The organism is Mangrovimonas spongiae, assembly GCF_003944795.1.
GTDB lineage: Bacteria > Bacteroidota > Bacteroidia > Flavobacteriales > Flavobacteriaceae > Mangrovimonas > Mangrovimonas spongiae.
Genome location: NZ_RWBG01000002.1, coordinates 320,542 through 336,879, shown reverse-complemented (window position 1 = coordinate 336,879; position 16,338 = coordinate 320,542). Strand labels below are relative to the sequence as shown.

14 protein-coding genes are annotated in these 16,338 nt (G+C 35.3%); 13 read left to right on the top strand and 1 reads right to left on the bottom strand.

The window, feature by feature from the left end; genetic code table 11:
• Position 1 precedes the first annotated feature (1 nt).
• The 13 genes from EJA19_RS05855 (at position 2) to EJA19_RS05795 (ending at position 15,152) form a co-directional block, all read left to right on the top strand.
• Positions 2 to 1,012, top strand: coding sequence for a glycosyltransferase family 2 protein (locus EJA19_RS05855; protein ID WP_125467414.1), 1,011 nt, complete (start codon positions 2 to 4; stop codon positions 1,010 to 1,012).
• The gene (locus tag EJA19_RS05850; RefSeq protein WP_125467413.1) at positions 1,002 to 1,763 is read left to right on the top strand and encodes a hypothetical protein; all 762 of its coding nucleotides are present in this window, start codon (positions 1,002 to 1,004) and stop codon (positions 1,761 to 1,763) included. Before EJA19_RS05855 ends, EJA19_RS05850 begins: the two co-directional genes overlap by 11 nt.
• 6 nt (positions 1,764 to 1,769) lie before the next feature.
• Positions 1,770 to 3,605 carry an asparagine synthase (glutamine-hydrolyzing) gene (gene asnB / locus EJA19_RS05845; RefSeq protein WP_125467412.1) on the top strand — a complete coding sequence of 612 codons (1,836 nt, stop codon included), beginning with the start codon at positions 1,770 to 1,772 and terminating at the stop codon, positions 3,603 to 3,605.
• The gene (locus EJA19_RS05840; protein ID WP_158611358.1) at positions 3,593 to 4,696 is read left to right on the top strand and encodes a glycosyltransferase; all 1,104 of its coding nucleotides are present in this window, start codon (positions 3,593 to 3,595) and stop codon (positions 4,694 to 4,696) included. Before asnB ends, EJA19_RS05840 begins: the two co-directional genes overlap by 13 nt.
• A 4-nt stretch (positions 4,697 to 4,700) precedes the next feature.
• Entirely contained in the window at positions 4,701 to 5,861 is a 1,161-nt protein-coding gene (locus tag EJA19_RS05835; RefSeq protein WP_125467410.1) for a glycosyltransferase family 4 protein, read from the top strand.
• A complete protein-coding gene (locus EJA19_RS05830; RefSeq protein WP_125467409.1) occupies positions 5,861 to 6,922 on the top strand; it encodes an exostosin domain-containing protein in 1,062 nt (353 codons plus the stop codon). The genes EJA19_RS05835 and EJA19_RS05830 overlap by 1 nt, the downstream gene beginning before the upstream one ends.
• A complete protein-coding gene (locus EJA19_RS05825) occupies positions 6,919 to 7,659 on the top strand; it encodes a class I SAM-dependent methyltransferase (protein ID WP_125467408.1) in 741 nt (246 codons plus the stop codon). Before EJA19_RS05830 ends, EJA19_RS05825 begins: the two co-directional genes overlap by 4 nt.
• 44 nt (positions 7,660 to 7,703) lie before the next feature.
• Positions 7,704 to 8,978, top strand: coding sequence for a glycosyltransferase family 2 protein (locus tag EJA19_RS05820; protein WP_240640230.1), 1,275 nt, complete (start codon positions 7,704 to 7,706; stop codon positions 8,976 to 8,978).
• Positions 8,975 to 10,087: a glycosyltransferase family 4 protein gene (locus EJA19_RS05815; protein WP_125467406.1), complete on the top strand. Its 1,113-nt coding sequence runs from the start codon at positions 8,975 to 8,977 to the stop codon at positions 10,085 to 10,087. The genes EJA19_RS05820 and EJA19_RS05815 overlap by 4 nt, the downstream gene beginning before the upstream one ends.
• Positions 10,088 to 10,229: 142 nt before the next feature.
• A complete protein-coding gene (locus EJA19_RS05810; protein ID WP_125467405.1) occupies positions 10,230 to 11,369 on the top strand; it encodes a glycosyltransferase in 1,140 nt (379 codons plus the stop codon).
• Complete coding sequence (locus EJA19_RS05805) at positions 11,359 to 12,732, top strand: O-antigen ligase family protein (protein WP_240640229.1); 1,374 nt, start codon at positions 11,359 to 11,361, stop codon at positions 12,730 to 12,732. Before EJA19_RS05810 ends, EJA19_RS05805 begins: the two co-directional genes overlap by 11 nt.
• On the top strand, positions 12,692 to 13,708 hold the full coding sequence (locus EJA19_RS05800) for a glycosyltransferase family 4 protein (protein ID WP_170160051.1): 1,017 nt from the start codon (positions 12,692 to 12,694) through the stop codon (positions 13,706 to 13,708). The genes EJA19_RS05805 and EJA19_RS05800 overlap by 41 nt, the downstream gene beginning before the upstream one ends.
• A gap of 55 nt (positions 13,709 to 13,763) precedes the next feature.
• On the top strand, positions 13,764 to 15,152 hold the full coding sequence (locus EJA19_RS05795) for a sugar transferase (protein ID WP_125467404.1): 1,389 nt from the start codon (positions 13,764 to 13,766) through the stop codon (positions 15,150 to 15,152).
• Positions 15,153 to 15,156: 4 nt separating this feature from the next.
• Here EJA19_RS05795 and EJA19_RS05790 read toward each other — a convergent pair whose 3' ends face one another.
• Positions 15,157 to 16,332 (bottom strand): lipoprotein N-acyltransferase Lnb domain-containing protein, encoded by a 1,176-nt coding sequence (locus tag EJA19_RS05790; protein ID WP_125467403.1) that lies wholly within the window; start codon positions 16,330 to 16,332, stop codon positions 15,157 to 15,159.
• Positions 16,333 to 16,338: the final 6 nt, after the last annotated feature.

Below are 16,338 nucleotides of genomic sequence, written 5' to 3'. Positions count from 1 at the left end.
GATGAAAGAAGGGGCTAAAACAAGTTTAATAAGTATAATTATCCCTATATATAATGGAGCTTCTTTTATTAAAACAGCTTACAGTGTTATAATTAATCAAAAGATAGAACATTTCGAACTTATTTTTGTAAATAATAATTCAACAGATGACAGTGAAGTCATAATTCAATCTATTCAAGAACAAGATAGCCGGGTCTTTTTATATCATGAAGCGGTTCAAGGAGCTGCAGCAGCAAGAAATACAGGACTAAAATATGCTAAAGGAGACTATATATATTTTTTTGATGTGGATGATGAGCTATTTAATAATGCGTTAAAAACATTATATTCTTTATTAGAATCAAACCCTTTACTAGATAGTGTTTTTGGTAATACTATAAAGTCTACATCTAATCTAAAAAATACACAAATTAGTGAGCAAGAAACGTTAAATTTTGTAGTGCATAAAGCACCATACTATGGTGTTAGGTGGATGAATTATAGCATGTTACCGGGGATTTCTAGTTTTTTACATAGGAAAAATGTTTTTAAAAAGGTGGGCAAATTCAATACGGAATTGCTTTTAGGTGAAGATGCTGCATTTCATGTTAAATTAGGAATGATGTGTGATATTGGATGTATTGATAAGCATGTATTATTATACTTTAGACATAGCGCATCTACAGTATCTAAGCAGAATAGATTGCAACCTAAAGAGTTTACTTATTGGGAACCATTGGTTAAAGAGCATTTGCCTTTTCTTTTGTTAAATCAGGTACCACTTCAATTTAAAACTGAAGTTTTTAAAAGAGTATATGGTTATTTGCCTAAGATGTTAGCTTTAACACATGGGGTGAAAAACCGATTTAAATTAAAGAAAAAACTAAAGAGAGAGATATTACCATTGCATCTTCCTTGGCTTTTACAACCTTTCATCTGGATTACCGCTTTAACAGGTAGCTTAAACTTTTATAAATTTTACTTTTTCTATATCCTAAATGTTTACATGAAAACTATAAAAAATGGGAGTTAAATACATTTTCTGCATATCCACAGGGCGCTCAGGTACAGCGTATTTATGTAAGTTGTTAGGGGCTTTAGAAAAATGCCAAGCTTTCCATGAACAAAAACCCATTTTGCATCATGGTATTATGCGTTCATATTTGGCAGGAAAAACAGCGCCTCTTAAGCATGTTATGCCTAATAAAGTGAAACATATTAAAAAACATTCAGAATCGTTATATGTAGACACGTCCCATATATTTATTAAAAGCTTTGGTTGGGAGCTGCCTAAATATATTCCAGAAGATGAGATAGGAGTTGTTATTTTAAAACGAGATAAAGAACAAGTGGTAGAGAGTACACAACGGGTACATTCGGGACCTTTTACGTATACAGGACGTAAGTGGATTATAACACCCTACCGTTTAGCTATTATAAAACCACCTTTGTCATTTTTAACATATATGTTTTATAGAGCACTTTTTAAGGGGTATGAATTTGTGCGAGGCGAACGAAACCAGATAGAAAAAACATATCCTAAATGTATTGTTAAATACTCAAAAAAACTTTTAGAGTGGTATTACGATGAAACCTATGCTTTAGCTGAAAAATACAAAGCACAATACCCAAATATAACTTATATAACTGTTGACTTAGATGGACTTAATACTATAGAAGGGGTTGAAAAAATAATTCAAACTTTCAAATTGGAACATTTATACGCCAAAGCAAAAATTTTGCCTTATCTTGGTCAAAAGACCAACCTAAAATTAGAATACTAACCTTAAATGTGCGGATTTCTAGCTGAATATAATAGAACACATACGCTGCAGTCTAAATCTTTATTTACTAGTATATTAGCGATGTCCAATCATCGTGGTCCAGACGACCAGCAGTATTGGAGTAATCAAAAAGACATACAATTAGGGTTTAACCGATTAAGTATTTTAGATGTTAGCGATGCAGGACAACAACCTATGCGCAGTCCACAAGGTCGGTACATTCTAGTATTTAATGGTGAAATATACAACCATTTAGAGTTACGAAAGCAATTATCAGAAACACCTTACAAAGGTCATAGTGATTCCGAAACTATAGTGGTGTGTTTAGAAGCTTGGGGAATTAAAAAAACGGTTGAAGCTCTAAACGGGATGTTTGCAATGATCATTTACGATACAGACACACAAGCCATAAGTTTGGTTCGTGATTTTGCTGGAATTAAGCCATTGTTTTATGGTTGGGATGGAGGTACACTAATAGCTGCCAGCCAGTACGATCAGGTTATAGCACATCCACGTTTTTCTCATAAAAGTATCGATACAGCTGTATTAAAGTTGTATTTAGAACAGCATGTTATGCCAGCACCCTTTGGATTGTACGAAGACACATATCAAGTGCTGCCTGGAGAAATCGTTTCTATTTCAAAAGAAGGACGAAAAACACATCATCGCTATTGGGAACTGCCTAAAACAGTATCGCCATCTATTTTTAATATAGAAGAAGGAATGACGTATATAAGTGATGTACTAGATGATAGTGTGGCACGGCAATTACGTTCCGATGTTCCTTTAGGAGCATTTTTATCTGGCGGCGTAGACTCCTCTTTAGTGTGTTCATCAATAAAAAAACAGCAACAAAACGGTCAAGTATTTACTATAGGATCTGATAGTCAGGTACACGACGAAACAGAACGTGCTAAACAGTTTGCTCAAGCTTTAGAGTGTCAACAACATATTTGGCATTTGTCAAGTGCTGAAATGTTACGTTATTGGGACAGCGCCATGAAATCTCTACATGAACCCTTAGCCGATTTTAGTATTTTACCCACTTATATGGTGTCCAAATTAGCTAAAAAGCATGTTACCGTAGCCTTGAGTGGTGATGGTGGCGATGAGTTGTTTTTTGGGTACGAACGCTTTTGGAGTATTGGTAAAAACATTCAATATCAACACTACCCCAAAATAATACGTCAGGCACTATATGGTTTTGATAAATACACCACAGGAAATAAACGCTTAAATGCGGTGTTGCTAGCACCGTCTCAAAACGTAGCGCACCAAGGCTTACACTCTCGGTTTAGAACAACGTTATTACAAGCGGTAGCACCAGAACTAAGCACAGTCGCTTTACCCGAACAGTATACGGTGTATAACTATACCAATACTAAAGATACTAGAACATTATTAACAAATATGAGACATGCTGAGTTTTATGGGATGATGCAAAAAACTTTGCGAAAAGTAGACTTGGCAAGTATGCAAAATAGCTTGGAAGTACGGGTGCCTTTTTTAGATAAGCAATTAATTGAAGCGAGTTTACAGTTAGACCCCATGTTAAGTTATGGAGCCCATAAACGAAAACACCTTTTAAAACAGATGATGCGCCAACGGTTCCCTTCTATACCAAAAGAAAAAACTAAAAAAGGATTTTCCGTACCCTTAGGAAAATGGTTACGAGAGGATTTAAACCCTATTATTACAGAACGTTTATTAGACAACGATGTTGCAACGTTTGGCTTTAGCCGTTCGGCTATAGAAGATATGATTAATATCCATTATAATAAGCAAGCTGATTATAAATGGCCTATATTTACCCTGTATGCTTTAATGACATGGCGAAAGTAAAGATTTTATTTACCATACCTAATTTTGATACGGCAGGAAGTGGGAAGGCATTACTTAACCTAGTAAAAGGGTTAGATAATAATCTTTACGAGCCGCATATTATGTGTTTACACACTAGAGGTGATTTTTTTAAAACTGTTGAAGCTTCTGGTTACCCCATTCATGTGTATCATTATTTAAATAAAGCGCGCCCTATAACAACCTTGTTATCGGGATGCTGGCGGGTGTCTAGAAAATTTAAGTCTATTAAGCCAGATATTATTCATAGTTTTAATTATAGTGCCGATTATTCCGAAGGACTTGCAGCAAAATTAGCAGGAATACCATGGGTATTTACTAAGAAGAATATGGGTTGGGGAGGCGCTTCAAAAAACGCATGGTTGTTACGAAGCTGGTTGGCCACAAAAATTGTGGTTCAAAACACCGATATGATTAAGCAATTTTATCCAAAATCAAAAAAAGTATATCTTATCCCTAGAGGAGTTGATGTTAATCATTTCTCTCTTAATTTAGAAAATTCAAAAGAAAGTAACGCGTTTAGATATATAATTTGTGTCGCCAATATGGTGCCTGTAAAAGGCATTGAGTTGCTAATAGAAGCCTTTAATACTCTAAAAGGTAAATATTCCAATTGGCATTTACTTTTGGTTGGAGATGTATCTAACCCCTATGGAAATATGTTAAAGGAGCAGGTGCGTATATTACAACTAGAAGATATAGTGACTTTCACAGGAAAGGTCTTAGATGTTCGTCCATATATACACCAAGCCGAAGTATTTGTATTACCAACAAAAAATGAAGGTAGACGTGAAGGGTCGCCAGTCGCGTTATTAGAAGCTATGGCGTGTGGAAAAGTAGTTTTAGGATCTAATATTCCAGGAATAAAAGATCAGTTAATCGAGTTTCCAGAAGCCCTTTTCAAGGCTGGAGATGTTACTAGTTTAACACTTAAGTTAGATAGCTTGTTAAGTTTGTCAAAACAAGATTTACAGAAAAAAGGATTAGATTATAGAGTTTTGGTTGAAAAATGCTTTGAAATGACTCAAGAAGTACACAAGCATGAAAAGCTTTACAAAAGTGTAGTTAATTAGTTAAATGAAAATAGGCCTCGTTTTATCGCAAGCACCCGCATATTCCGAAACCTTTTTTAAGTCAAAAATTGAAGGCTTACAAAAAAGTGGGTTTCAAGTGGTTTTATTTTGTCAAGATAACAAAACAGGGTTTGACGGGTGCGAGGTGAAACTATTTTCAAAGGTGACAAGATATTCTGTACTTCAAGCTATTAATGTATTTAGAGTGTTTTTAGGGTTGTTGCCGTATGGGCGTCGTGTAAAAAGATGGTATACAATAGAAAAACCAGATAATTTAAAGCAATTTCTCAAGCAAGTCTATATAAATGCGCCCATTTTAAAATCCAATTTAGATTGGCTACACTTTGGGTTTGCAACTATGGCATTACAACGCGAAACACTAGCTAAAGCTATTGGGGCTAAAATGGCAGTAAGTTTACGAGGGTATGATATAGATGTTTATCCCTTAAAGCATAACAATTGCTATACTGAACTATGGAAGTATGTTGATAAAGTGCACGCTATTTCTAATTACTTACTGGGAAAAGCCTATGGTTTAGGGGTATCAGAAAAAACATCACACGCGATTATTACACCTGCTATTAACACAAATTTGTTTAACAGGCAACAGACAAGTTATACAGATAAACCATTACAAATAATAACGGTAGCTCGATTACATTGGATAAAAGGATTGCTAGAAACCTTAGAAGCTCTAGTACGACTTAAAGCACAAGGTGTTGAATTTACATATAAAATAATAGGCGAGGGGAAAATGCGTGAAGAACTTCTGTTTGCAATACATCAATTAGACTTGCATAAGGAAGTTGTTTTATTAGGAAAGTTAGCACCAAAAGCAGTTATCGAGCAACTTCATAACTCAGATATATATATTCAATATAGTTTATCCGAAGGCTTTTGTAATGCCGTATTAGAAGCGCAAGCTGTAGGATGTTTATGTGTGGTGTCTGATGGCGGTGCGCTTCCCGAAAATGTGATAGACGGCAAGACAGGTTGGGTCGTGCCAAAACAACAGCCCAAACTGTTAGCAGAAAAGCTGCTAGAAGTTGTTGCTTTACCTCAAGATCGTCAACAAGTAATACAGCAACAAGCTGGGGAGCGCGTAGAAACCCATTTTACCTTAGGACAACAACAAGCGCAGTTTGTGAAATTTTATAACGAATAATGACACTATATTATCCCAAAAAACATATTAATAATCAATTTAGAAGGGATATTTTCCCCTTACTAAAACCATTTTTAAAACCAGAAACGTTTACCGATGCGGAACGAATGGCGTTATATGGTGTGTCGGATCAGGATTATAAGTTTGTAAACACCATACAGGACGCTAAGGTTGCTATATTACCCATGTCGTGGAATTATTATTATAGCACCAATCAGTTGTCTGTTGCCAAAGACTTTATTGAAGACACCCAAAAGTACAATAAACCAATCTGGATAGCTATGTTGGGGGATTTTGGCTTACCAATTCCAGATTATTCTAATAGCGTCGTATTTAGAGCTAGTGGCTATCAAAGTAAGCTATCAAATAGCCACCAGGGCATGCCTGTATTTATAAACGATCCGTTACAAACCTATTATTCACAATCTCATATTTTTAAGCGACCATACCATAAAAAACCAACAATAGGGTTTTGTGGGCAAGCTAGTACGTCTGCAATAACCCGAGCAAAAGAATTGGTTAACATAGCGGGAAGAAACCTGGCATATTATATCAAACAACGTCCCTATAAGCCAGAAAAATTAACATCGAGTTCTTTTTTTAGAGGCCAAAGTTTACGCGCGTGTCAGCAATCAACATTGGTAAGGACTAACTTTATTGTAAGAAACCAATATCGCGCGGGAGCGAAAACAGTAGCAGAACGACATGCGAGCAGTGTGGCTTTTTATGATAATATGAAAACGTCCGATTACATCATTTGTGCGCGTGGTGCTGGTAATTTTTCCGTACGTTTGTACGAAACCTTAGCCATGGGGCGTATTCCTGTGTATATTAATACCGATGGATTATTACCTTTACAAGACACTATCGACTGGAAAAAACACATGGTTTGGGTAGAGGAAGATGAATTAGATATGATTGGACAAAAAGTATTTGATTTTCATGCTAACTTAAATCCAAATCAATTTGATAAATTGTGCCAAGAAAACCGTATGCTTTGGAAAAATATATTACAGTTAAAAGGTTTTTTTAATAAGGCGATTGAAACGTTTTTAAAATGAATTTAGCAAGACTCATTAAATCACCTAAGCCTTATATTATAAAACTTAAAAAGGTTTTTTACAGGCATTATTGGCGTATTTTAAAGAAAGGTACGGCTGTTAATTGTCCCGTTTGTAATTGGCAAGGTAAAAATTTTTTAAAAGGGCGTTGCCCTAAATGCAGTTCTCTAGCAAGAACCAGACTTATTCCATATAGCATAACTTATTTTAAGTTATCGGGAGAGCGGTTAAATGTTTTGCATGTAGCTCCAAATCGGAACGAATATTTAAGTGCAAAACGGACTTTGGGTGACATAAAAACCTACGATAAGTTAGATGTACGTCAAGTTGCTCATGTTAATCTCGTTCAGGATTTAACCCAATTAACCTTAGCCGATGCTCTTTACGATCGGGCCATTATTTGGCATGTTTTTGAACATATTGTTGAAGATACTAAAGCGATTTCTGAAGTATATCGTGTACTAAAACCGGGAGGGAAACTATTAGTGAGTGTGCCTATTTATCCAGTCAATAACTCTAAAACATATGAAGACCCATCTATACCCTATAAAGATTATGAAAAAGTACATGGACATGACGATCATTGTAGAAGCTGTGGTTTAGATTACTTTAAGCGCTTTGAAACAGTAGGCTTTAAGACAGAAACACTGCAAGTTAAAGATGCCCCTCAATCTGAAATAAATTATTATGGGTTAAGTGTTAATCATGTTGTTTGGTGTTTCACAAAGCGAAAATAATGCTCTTTACATTCTACAAATACATACAACCCACGCATTATTTTTTGCTAAAGCAAAAAGGAGCGACCGTGTTTCCAAATCCTGAAGCATTACCAAAAGACATATTAGAGCAACTACCAGCCGTACCATATAAAACACCCTTAGCGCAATCGTATGATTTGTCTTGGCAAGCCATACAAAAAGGCTGGATTGAAGTAGAAGATAAATTAACTCATATAGAGCCGTTATCAATACAGGACAATTACCAATTTATTCGTGCTTATTTTAACGCCCCTTGGGTATGGTATGTTTTGGGCATCCGATTGCTATCTTTTAAAAACCCCTTTACCGAATTATCAGCATTTTTTAAAAGTCGCCATACACCAAAAGCATCGCTTTTTTCACCCATTATAGCACAACCTAATTTGGGGAAATATAAACTTTTAGAACAACCACCTTTAGTGACGGTCGTTATTCCTACTTTAAATAGATACCCATATTTAAAAGATGTTTTAACCGATTTAGAGTTACAAGATTACCCAAATTTTGAAGTGATTGTGGTCGATCAAACCGAGTCTTTTCAAGAAGCTTTTTATAACGGATGGAACCTTAATTTACAAGTTATATATCAAAAAGAAAAAGCCTTATGGTTGGCCAGAAATACCGCTATAAAACAGAGTCAAGGCGAGTATATTTTATTATTTGATGATGATAGTCGCGTAGAGACAGATTGGATAACGAATCATATAAAGTGCTTACAACATTATAACGCCGATGTCTCCTCGGGTGTGTCTATATCAAAAGTTGGGGCTAAAGTGCCAAAACACTACAGTTTTTTTCGCGTGAGTGACCAATTAGATACGGGAAATGCTATGATTAAAAAAGACGTGTTTCGACGCATAGGATTGTTCGATAGACAATTTGAAAAACAACGTATGGGCGATGGGGAGTTTGGCGCACGTGTTCATATAAATGGGTGTTTAAATGTCTCTAACCCTAAAGCTAAACGTTTGCATTTAAAGGTAAATTCCGGAGGGTTACGAGATATGGGGAGTTGGGATGCGTTTAGAACAAAACGATGGTTAGATGCGCGTCCTGTGCCAAGTGTGTTGTATTTTTACCGTCGCTATTTTGGAAAGAACGCCGCTATTTTAGCACTAATTAAAAACACCCCTTTATCAATCATGCCGTATCGTTTTAAAAACCATAAATACTTAACCCTACTGGGAATGTTTCTTATGATTTTTATGACGCCGTTAATCTTATTTCAGCTAATAAAGTCATGGCGTTTGTCTAGCAAAAAAATAAAACAAGGGCCATTAATTGCTCCATTAGATTGAAGAAAGTCATTAAATATATAGTTATAGTTACATCGGAGTTTCCACCTTTACCGGGCGGTATAGGTAATCATGCATACAATCTGGCAAAACATCTGCAAATAGAAGGGTATGAGGTTACTGTTTTAGCCGATCAGCGTTCTGAGGATGCTTCTATAACCCAAAAATTTGATGCAAAACAAGCATTTACAATAAAACGCGTACCATTAACATCGCCTAGGGTATTGATGTATGTCAAACGGTTTCAGCTGCTATTAAAAACACAAAAGTCTGCCGATTTAGTAATAGCAACAGGTAAGTTTTCGTTATGGGTGGTAGCCTTTTGTGGTGTATTTTCAAGAATAAAAAACATGGCTATCATTCATGGTAGTGAAGTTAATTATAAAACGTGGTGGCTAAAACAAAGCATTAATTTATCGCTAAAACAATTTGATAAAATAGTGGCTGTTTCTAATTATACAAAATCATTAGTTAAACATTTGCGCCACCCTAATATCACCGTTATTCCTAATGGCTATGATGGGCTTGAAAATGCATCGTTATCAGAACAAACTGCCTTAAAAGGACAACCAGCTTTATTAACGGTTGGAAATGTAACCGAACGTAAAGGGCAATTAAATGTGATAACTCATTTGCCCGAACTAATTAAATATTATCCAGAGGTGCATTATCATTGTGTGGGGTTTAATACAAAAACCGAAGCTTTTATTAAAGAAGCAGAACGTTTAGGCGTAAGTGATTATGTGACGTTTCACGGGCATGTTTTACATGAACAGTTATCGTTTTATTATACACAAGCCGATATTTTTGTAATGTTAAGCATGCCAACCCCTTCTGGCGATGTTGAAGGTTTCGGTATCGCTATTTTAGAAGCTAATGCCTTTGGTGTTCCCGCCATTGGGGCGACAGGTTGTGGTATTGAAGATGCGATTAATCCTCAGCGATCAGGAATTCTTGTCAACCCTAATGATACAACCAAGTTTATTGAAGCCATTAACACCATACTTAAACGTAAACCTGATTTTTCTAAAGACGCTTTAGCCTGGGCAAAACAGCATGAGTGGCCTAAAATTGTTAAACGCTATGTTAAGATAATTGTGGATAAAAGTTAATAGCTGTCTTTTCAAACGTCGTTTTAGCTATCTACATGTGGTTTTTTAATACTATGTAAGAACCTTAGAAATCAAAAAAATAACCAACGTAACGTTATGATTACTCCAAAGCAGGTTTTATATTTGGGCAAACACCTATTGTGTGACACTAGCTATTATTTCGCATACAGAACACTATACCAATACCCAAGGTCAGATTGTAGGTTGGGGACCAACCGTAACAGAAATTAACCATCTAACAACAGTGTTTGATGAGGTTTATCATGTGGCAATGTTACATCAAGGAGAGGCGCCACCTAGTGCATTGCCATATACGAATCCTAACATTAAATTTGTAGCGCTCCCGCCATTAGGTGGGCAAAGTTTAAGTGCAAAAATGCAATTGCTTACACAGGCGCCAAAAGTATTGCGTACTGTTTCTAAAGAGTTAAAGCAAGCCGATTATTTTCAATTTCGCGCACCAACAGGTATTGGCGTTTATGTGATACCGTATTTAATCTGGTTTTCTAAAACAAAAGGTTGGTTTAAATATGCCGGCAACTGGAATCAAAAGCATCCACCATTAGGATATCGCTTTCAACGTTGGATGTTAAAGCAGCAACAACGCCCGGTAACCATTAATGGGCAATGGCCAAACCAACCTAAACACTGTATAACATTCGAAAATCCGTGTTTAACAGATGATGAATTGCTTTTAGGCGAACACATTTCTAAAACCAAGACGTTTTCTAACCATTTAAACCTATGCTATGTAGGAAGATTAGAAACACCAAAAGGTGTTAGGCGTATTATTGAAGCCCTTTTACAGTTACCAGAGGATTTAAAACAGCGAATAGGAACAGTACATTTTGTTGGAGATGGACCAGAGCGCCATACGTTTGAAACGTTAGCCTTAAAAAGTGATTTGAATATTACATTTCATGGATTTTTGCCAAGAGATCAGGTGTTTGATATTTACAAGACATCTCACCTCTTTTTAATGCCCACAACAGCCTCTGAAGGGTTTCCTAAAGTGATAGCAGAAGCCATGAACTTTGGGTGTATTCCTATAGTTTCTCAAGTATCCTCTATTGGACAATATATCATTCATAAAAAAACAGGGGTTTGTATGTCAGTGGCCACAGCAGAAGCGTTGTTAACATGCTTACAAACTATTTTCAAATTGGATGTTTCACTTTTTGCCACTATATTGGCTAATCAACGTTCCGTAGTAAATCGTTTTGGGTTTACGTATTATAACAACCGCATTCAAAATCATATTTTAAAACAACTTGAGAGTTAAGTTTAGAAATTATAATGCCGATAATTACCTCACCCTAATTTTAATACATATAGGGATGGCTTTTGCATTGCATTTTTTTCGCCCTATAGGAAAACTTATTTTTATAGGTGTTTTTCTTTACTTTTTTTTAAAAATTATTTTGGTTCCAAATCAAGAAAAGGTGAGAATGGTGTTATTAGGGTGTGCGTATTTTGTTGGTGCCGAAGTGCTGTTTAGAATGACAAAATCGGGACTATCTTATGAAGCTTCAAAGTATTTAGTGATTTTATTTACCCTTATGGGGATTTTTTATCGCGGCGTATCTGGAAAAGGATATCCTTATTTTATTTACCTTATTTTATTAGTGCCAGCTATTGTTGTTGCTTCAATTACGTTAACTTTTGATGCCAGCTTTAGAACCAACATAGCGTTTGTATTAAGTGGTCCTGTTTGTTTAGGAATTGCAGCTTTGTTTTGTTACGATAGGAAAGTGCCGCAAAAAACTGTGTTAGAGGTTTTAAACTATATGATGTTGCCTATTATTACAACCACATGTTATTTGTTTTTATACACGCCTAGTATAAAAGATGTTTTAACAAGTACAGCATCAAATTCTGCAACTTCAGGTGGATTTGGACCAAATCAAGTGGCTACGGTGTTAGGACTAGGGATGTTTACCTTGGTTGTTAGACTATTTTTACGTTCACCTGGTACAGTATTAAAAGTTATTAACCTTATATTATTTGGTGCTATGACGTTTAGAGCTTTTGTTACGTTTAGTCGTGGTGGTGTTATTGCAGCAGTAATTGTTATTGCTGCATTTTTATGGGTGTTGTTTTGGAAGTCAAATTATCATCAAAAAAACCAAATTTTAGTATCTTTTTTCTTATTTGTGATAGCGGCTTTATTTACCTGGGTGATTAGTTCGCAGCAAACAGGTGGCTTATTAGATAAACGTTATGCTAATGAAGATGCCTTAGGACGTGAAAAAGAAGATGTGGCCACAGGCCGTTTAGACTTATTTATGGAAGAAATGGAAGGATTTGTAGAGCATCCTTTTTTTGGTTTAGGCGCTAGCCGAACAAAAAATATGCGTGTAGAAGCGGGAATAGGGCATTTGCCATCACACAATGAAATTGGGCGTTTACTATCGGAACACGGTATTATGGGGATCATAACCTTACTTATATTAATTTTTGCGCCTTTAAGTTATAGGAGTACCAATAAGAAAAATATTTTTTTCTATGCTTTTCTAGCATTTTGGTTTGCAACGATTAATCATTCGGGTATGCGCATAGCAGCACCTTCCTTTATTTATGCGTTAGCGTTATTAAATGTTACTTATGAAAAGAAGCCTCCTGTATATAGGAAACAACTTAAATAGTACACGAAGCAATATATCGTCTATTGGTGTTTTAGGCCCTATGTTAGAAGCAGAAGGAATGACGGTATATTATGCGTCATCGAAAACAAATAAGCTTTACCGGCTGTTGGATATGATATGGCAGGTGTTAAGAAATAGGCATCGGGTTTCCATAGTATTAATAGATACGTATAGTACTTGGAATTTTTATTACGCCTTAATAATTTCGCAATTATGCCGTTTGTTAAGATTGCGTTATATACCTAGCTTAAATGGCGGAAATCTTCCTATGCGATTACAGCAAAACCCCGTATTTTGTCGGATGATTTTTAAACCAGCTTACAAGTTAGTATCGCCTTCAATCTATTTAAAAGAAGCGTTTGAAACCGCAGGATTTAAACCTGTCACCTATATTCCTAATAGTATTACGTTAGCCAATTATACGTTTCATAATTATAGTTATGAACAATTAGATTTATTATGGGTGCGCTCGTTCTCATATATTTATAATCCAACAATGGCAATTAAAGTTTTAAAAACACTTTTAGATAAAGGATATCAAGCTTCCTTAACTATGGTAGGACCAGATACAGGCGATGGTTCTTTACAAGCCACAAAAGCCCTTGCTAAAACCTTAGGAGTTACCGTGACTTATACTGGCAAGCTATCAAAACCAGAATGGATTGCTTTGGCAGACTCACATAATATATTTATAAATACCACAAATTATGATAACATGCCCGTAAGTGTTATAGAAGCTATGGCTTTAGGATTACCTGTAGTCTCTACACGCGTGGGTGGTATTCCTTATTTTTTAGAACACTTAAAAGAGGCTGTTTTAGTGCCAGTAGAAAATGTAGAGGCGATGGTAGAAGCGATTATAGGTTTAAAAGCAAATACAGAAAGCACGAAACAATTGACGCAGAACGCACGCATTAAAGCCGAAAATTTTGATTGGAATCATGTAAAACAAGATTGGTTGCAGCTTTTACAGTAACATAACTTGTATAATTGTTGGAACTTAGTATCTTAGCTTTAACCTTTTTTAACATATGCCTGTAGACATTCATTTTAATATTTCTGAGCGTAAAATTCTCTTAAGAATTATTGATATACTGTCTGTTTTAGGTATGCTATGCCTAATAAGTAATTATTTTTCGTTTGATTACTTTACCATAACGAAAGAAAATTGGTCGTGGGTACTTGTTTTAATTATTTATTTAAGTGTTTTTGGTACTGTTTTCGAGCTTTACGATTTGCAAAAAGCAAGTCGCACAGAAAAAACACTCCCCAATATTATTTTAACCACATCAACGGTGGTTTTATTTTATTTATTTACACCCTATTTTACTCCCTTTTTACCAAGCAATAGATTACAGGTTGTTTATTTTTATCTCGCTATTTTATTTGCTTTAATTGCATGGCGCTTAGTTTATATAAACTTTATTTCGAAACCACGGTTTTTTAAAAAAGTGCTTATTGTAGGAGAAACATCAAACATAGAAACCATTGTTGAAGCATTTAAGAAAGCCGATCCTAACTATAAAATTATAGGGTTTATTAATTGTGAAGAACGCCAAGTATCTTCTATAAAATATAAAGGTGTTACCGAATATCCTCCTGAAGATTTACATCGTATTATACAAGAAGAAAAAGTATCAGAAATTGTTGTGGCTACCTATAATGCTGAAGCTATTACGTCTGATATTTATAACGAGCTTATTACTTTATTAGAGCATGGTTTTCCTATTAAAGAATACACACAAGTGTATGAAGACATGACACACCGTGTTCCCGTGCAGTTTGTAGGTAAAGATTTTTATAAATACTTCCCTTTTAGCCGTAGCAATAAAAACAAATTTTATTTATTCATTCATAGAATTCTAGATATGCTAATTGCTTTGATGGGGACTTTAGTGGGCTGTTGTTTTATTCCGTTAATCCTATTGGGAAATGTACTTGCTAATCGAGGCCCTTTATTTTACCGTCAAGAGCGTGTAGGGAAAAATGGAGAAACATTTAAGATTATCAAGTTTAGAACTATGGTTAAAGATGCTGAAAAGAATGGTGCTGTTTGGGCCACAAAAAATGACACAAGAGTCACCTTATTTGGACGTTTTTTAAGAAATACAAGAATAGACGAGTTTCCGCAGTTTATCAATATTTTAAAAGGGGATATGAGTGTTATTGGGCCACGACCAGAGCGTCCACAATTTATTAAGGAACTGGCTGAGGTTATTCCTTTTTATGAAACACGCCACATTATTAAACCCGGTTTAACCGGTTGGGCACAAGTAAAAGTACGTTATGGGGCTTCTGTACAAGATAGTTTAGTTAAACTACAGTACGACTTGTATTATATTAAGCATCGAAGTTTTATGTTAGACGCTAATGTGTTATTAAAAACATTAAGTGCAGTTATATTTTTTAGAGGACAGTAAACGCTTATTGTGTTTTTAATGTATGTATTAGGTAGATGTAACGATATGCCAATGCTACAAATAAAGGTAATAAAGCTAGCGCAAATTGTTGAACACCAGTAAGCCAATGAAATGCTAAAAGTGCTAAGCAAATCAGTAAAAACTTAAGGTATTTCCTTACCCAGGCTTTAGGTGTCTGACTTAGTAGTGGTTTTAATGCGATAAGACTTAAAGGGCTAGCCCATAACAAATTATAGTTGTTGGCAGTAGCGTGATGATTGGTAGCAAACCAAAGTAATAAAAGTAGGATGCCAATACTACCTGTAATACCAAAAATAACACCATCTAAACCTTTACTGCGGCGTTGTTTTTTAGCATCTTGATAAGTTATATAACTTATAATAAGGGCTAGTAAACTAAATATAACTATAGGACTTATTATAATAAACCAGAAGCTTGATGATTTTGTTTTTTTAGGGGTATAAAGTGTTTGTTTAGAAGTGACTAAAGCGGTGCTATCTGCATTAATAGTTGCTAAACCAAATAAGGAATTAATATACTGTGGTAAAAACATGTGTTCTTCTAGCGTAGCTGTTTTATCAATAACAGCACCTAAAGCAATATCAATACCAAGGCTTCCCCAAGAGTTCCAAGGTAAGTTTTCTTGAATAAGTGTACGAAAGGTTTTCAGCTTAAAGTCTTTTGGGGCGTGAAATTGTAAGTTATGGTTTAACGTTTCGGCAACGACATCTTTAATTTTAGTGGCGCAATTATCGTAAAAGAAATCGTATAAATAGTAACGGTTTTCAGGTTTGTAGTTCGTTACTAAATAGTTGTAAATAGCTTGTTTTTGTGGTTGTGTTAAGTTAAGCTTTTGTTCTTCTACACGACGGTTTTGCCATGTATAAAAGCCATAAATATCACTATATTTCGATTTTCCTATGGCATAATTTAATTTTCCAGAGGCAAACTTTAAATAAAAATTAGGGGTGTTAAAATCAAAGCGACCATAATCGTACGTGACATCTAGGCCGTTTGCGGGGTCTTTAATTCTAAAGGCATTATGTCCAAACGCATCGTTTAAAGCTTGTCCAGGACCAATAGTTAAGACACTTATTTCGGCTTTTGGTGATAGCGTTTGTGCTAATACTAATGGCGTTGTTAGTAATAGTATTAGAATAAAGGCGTAACGGTGTTTCATGATTTA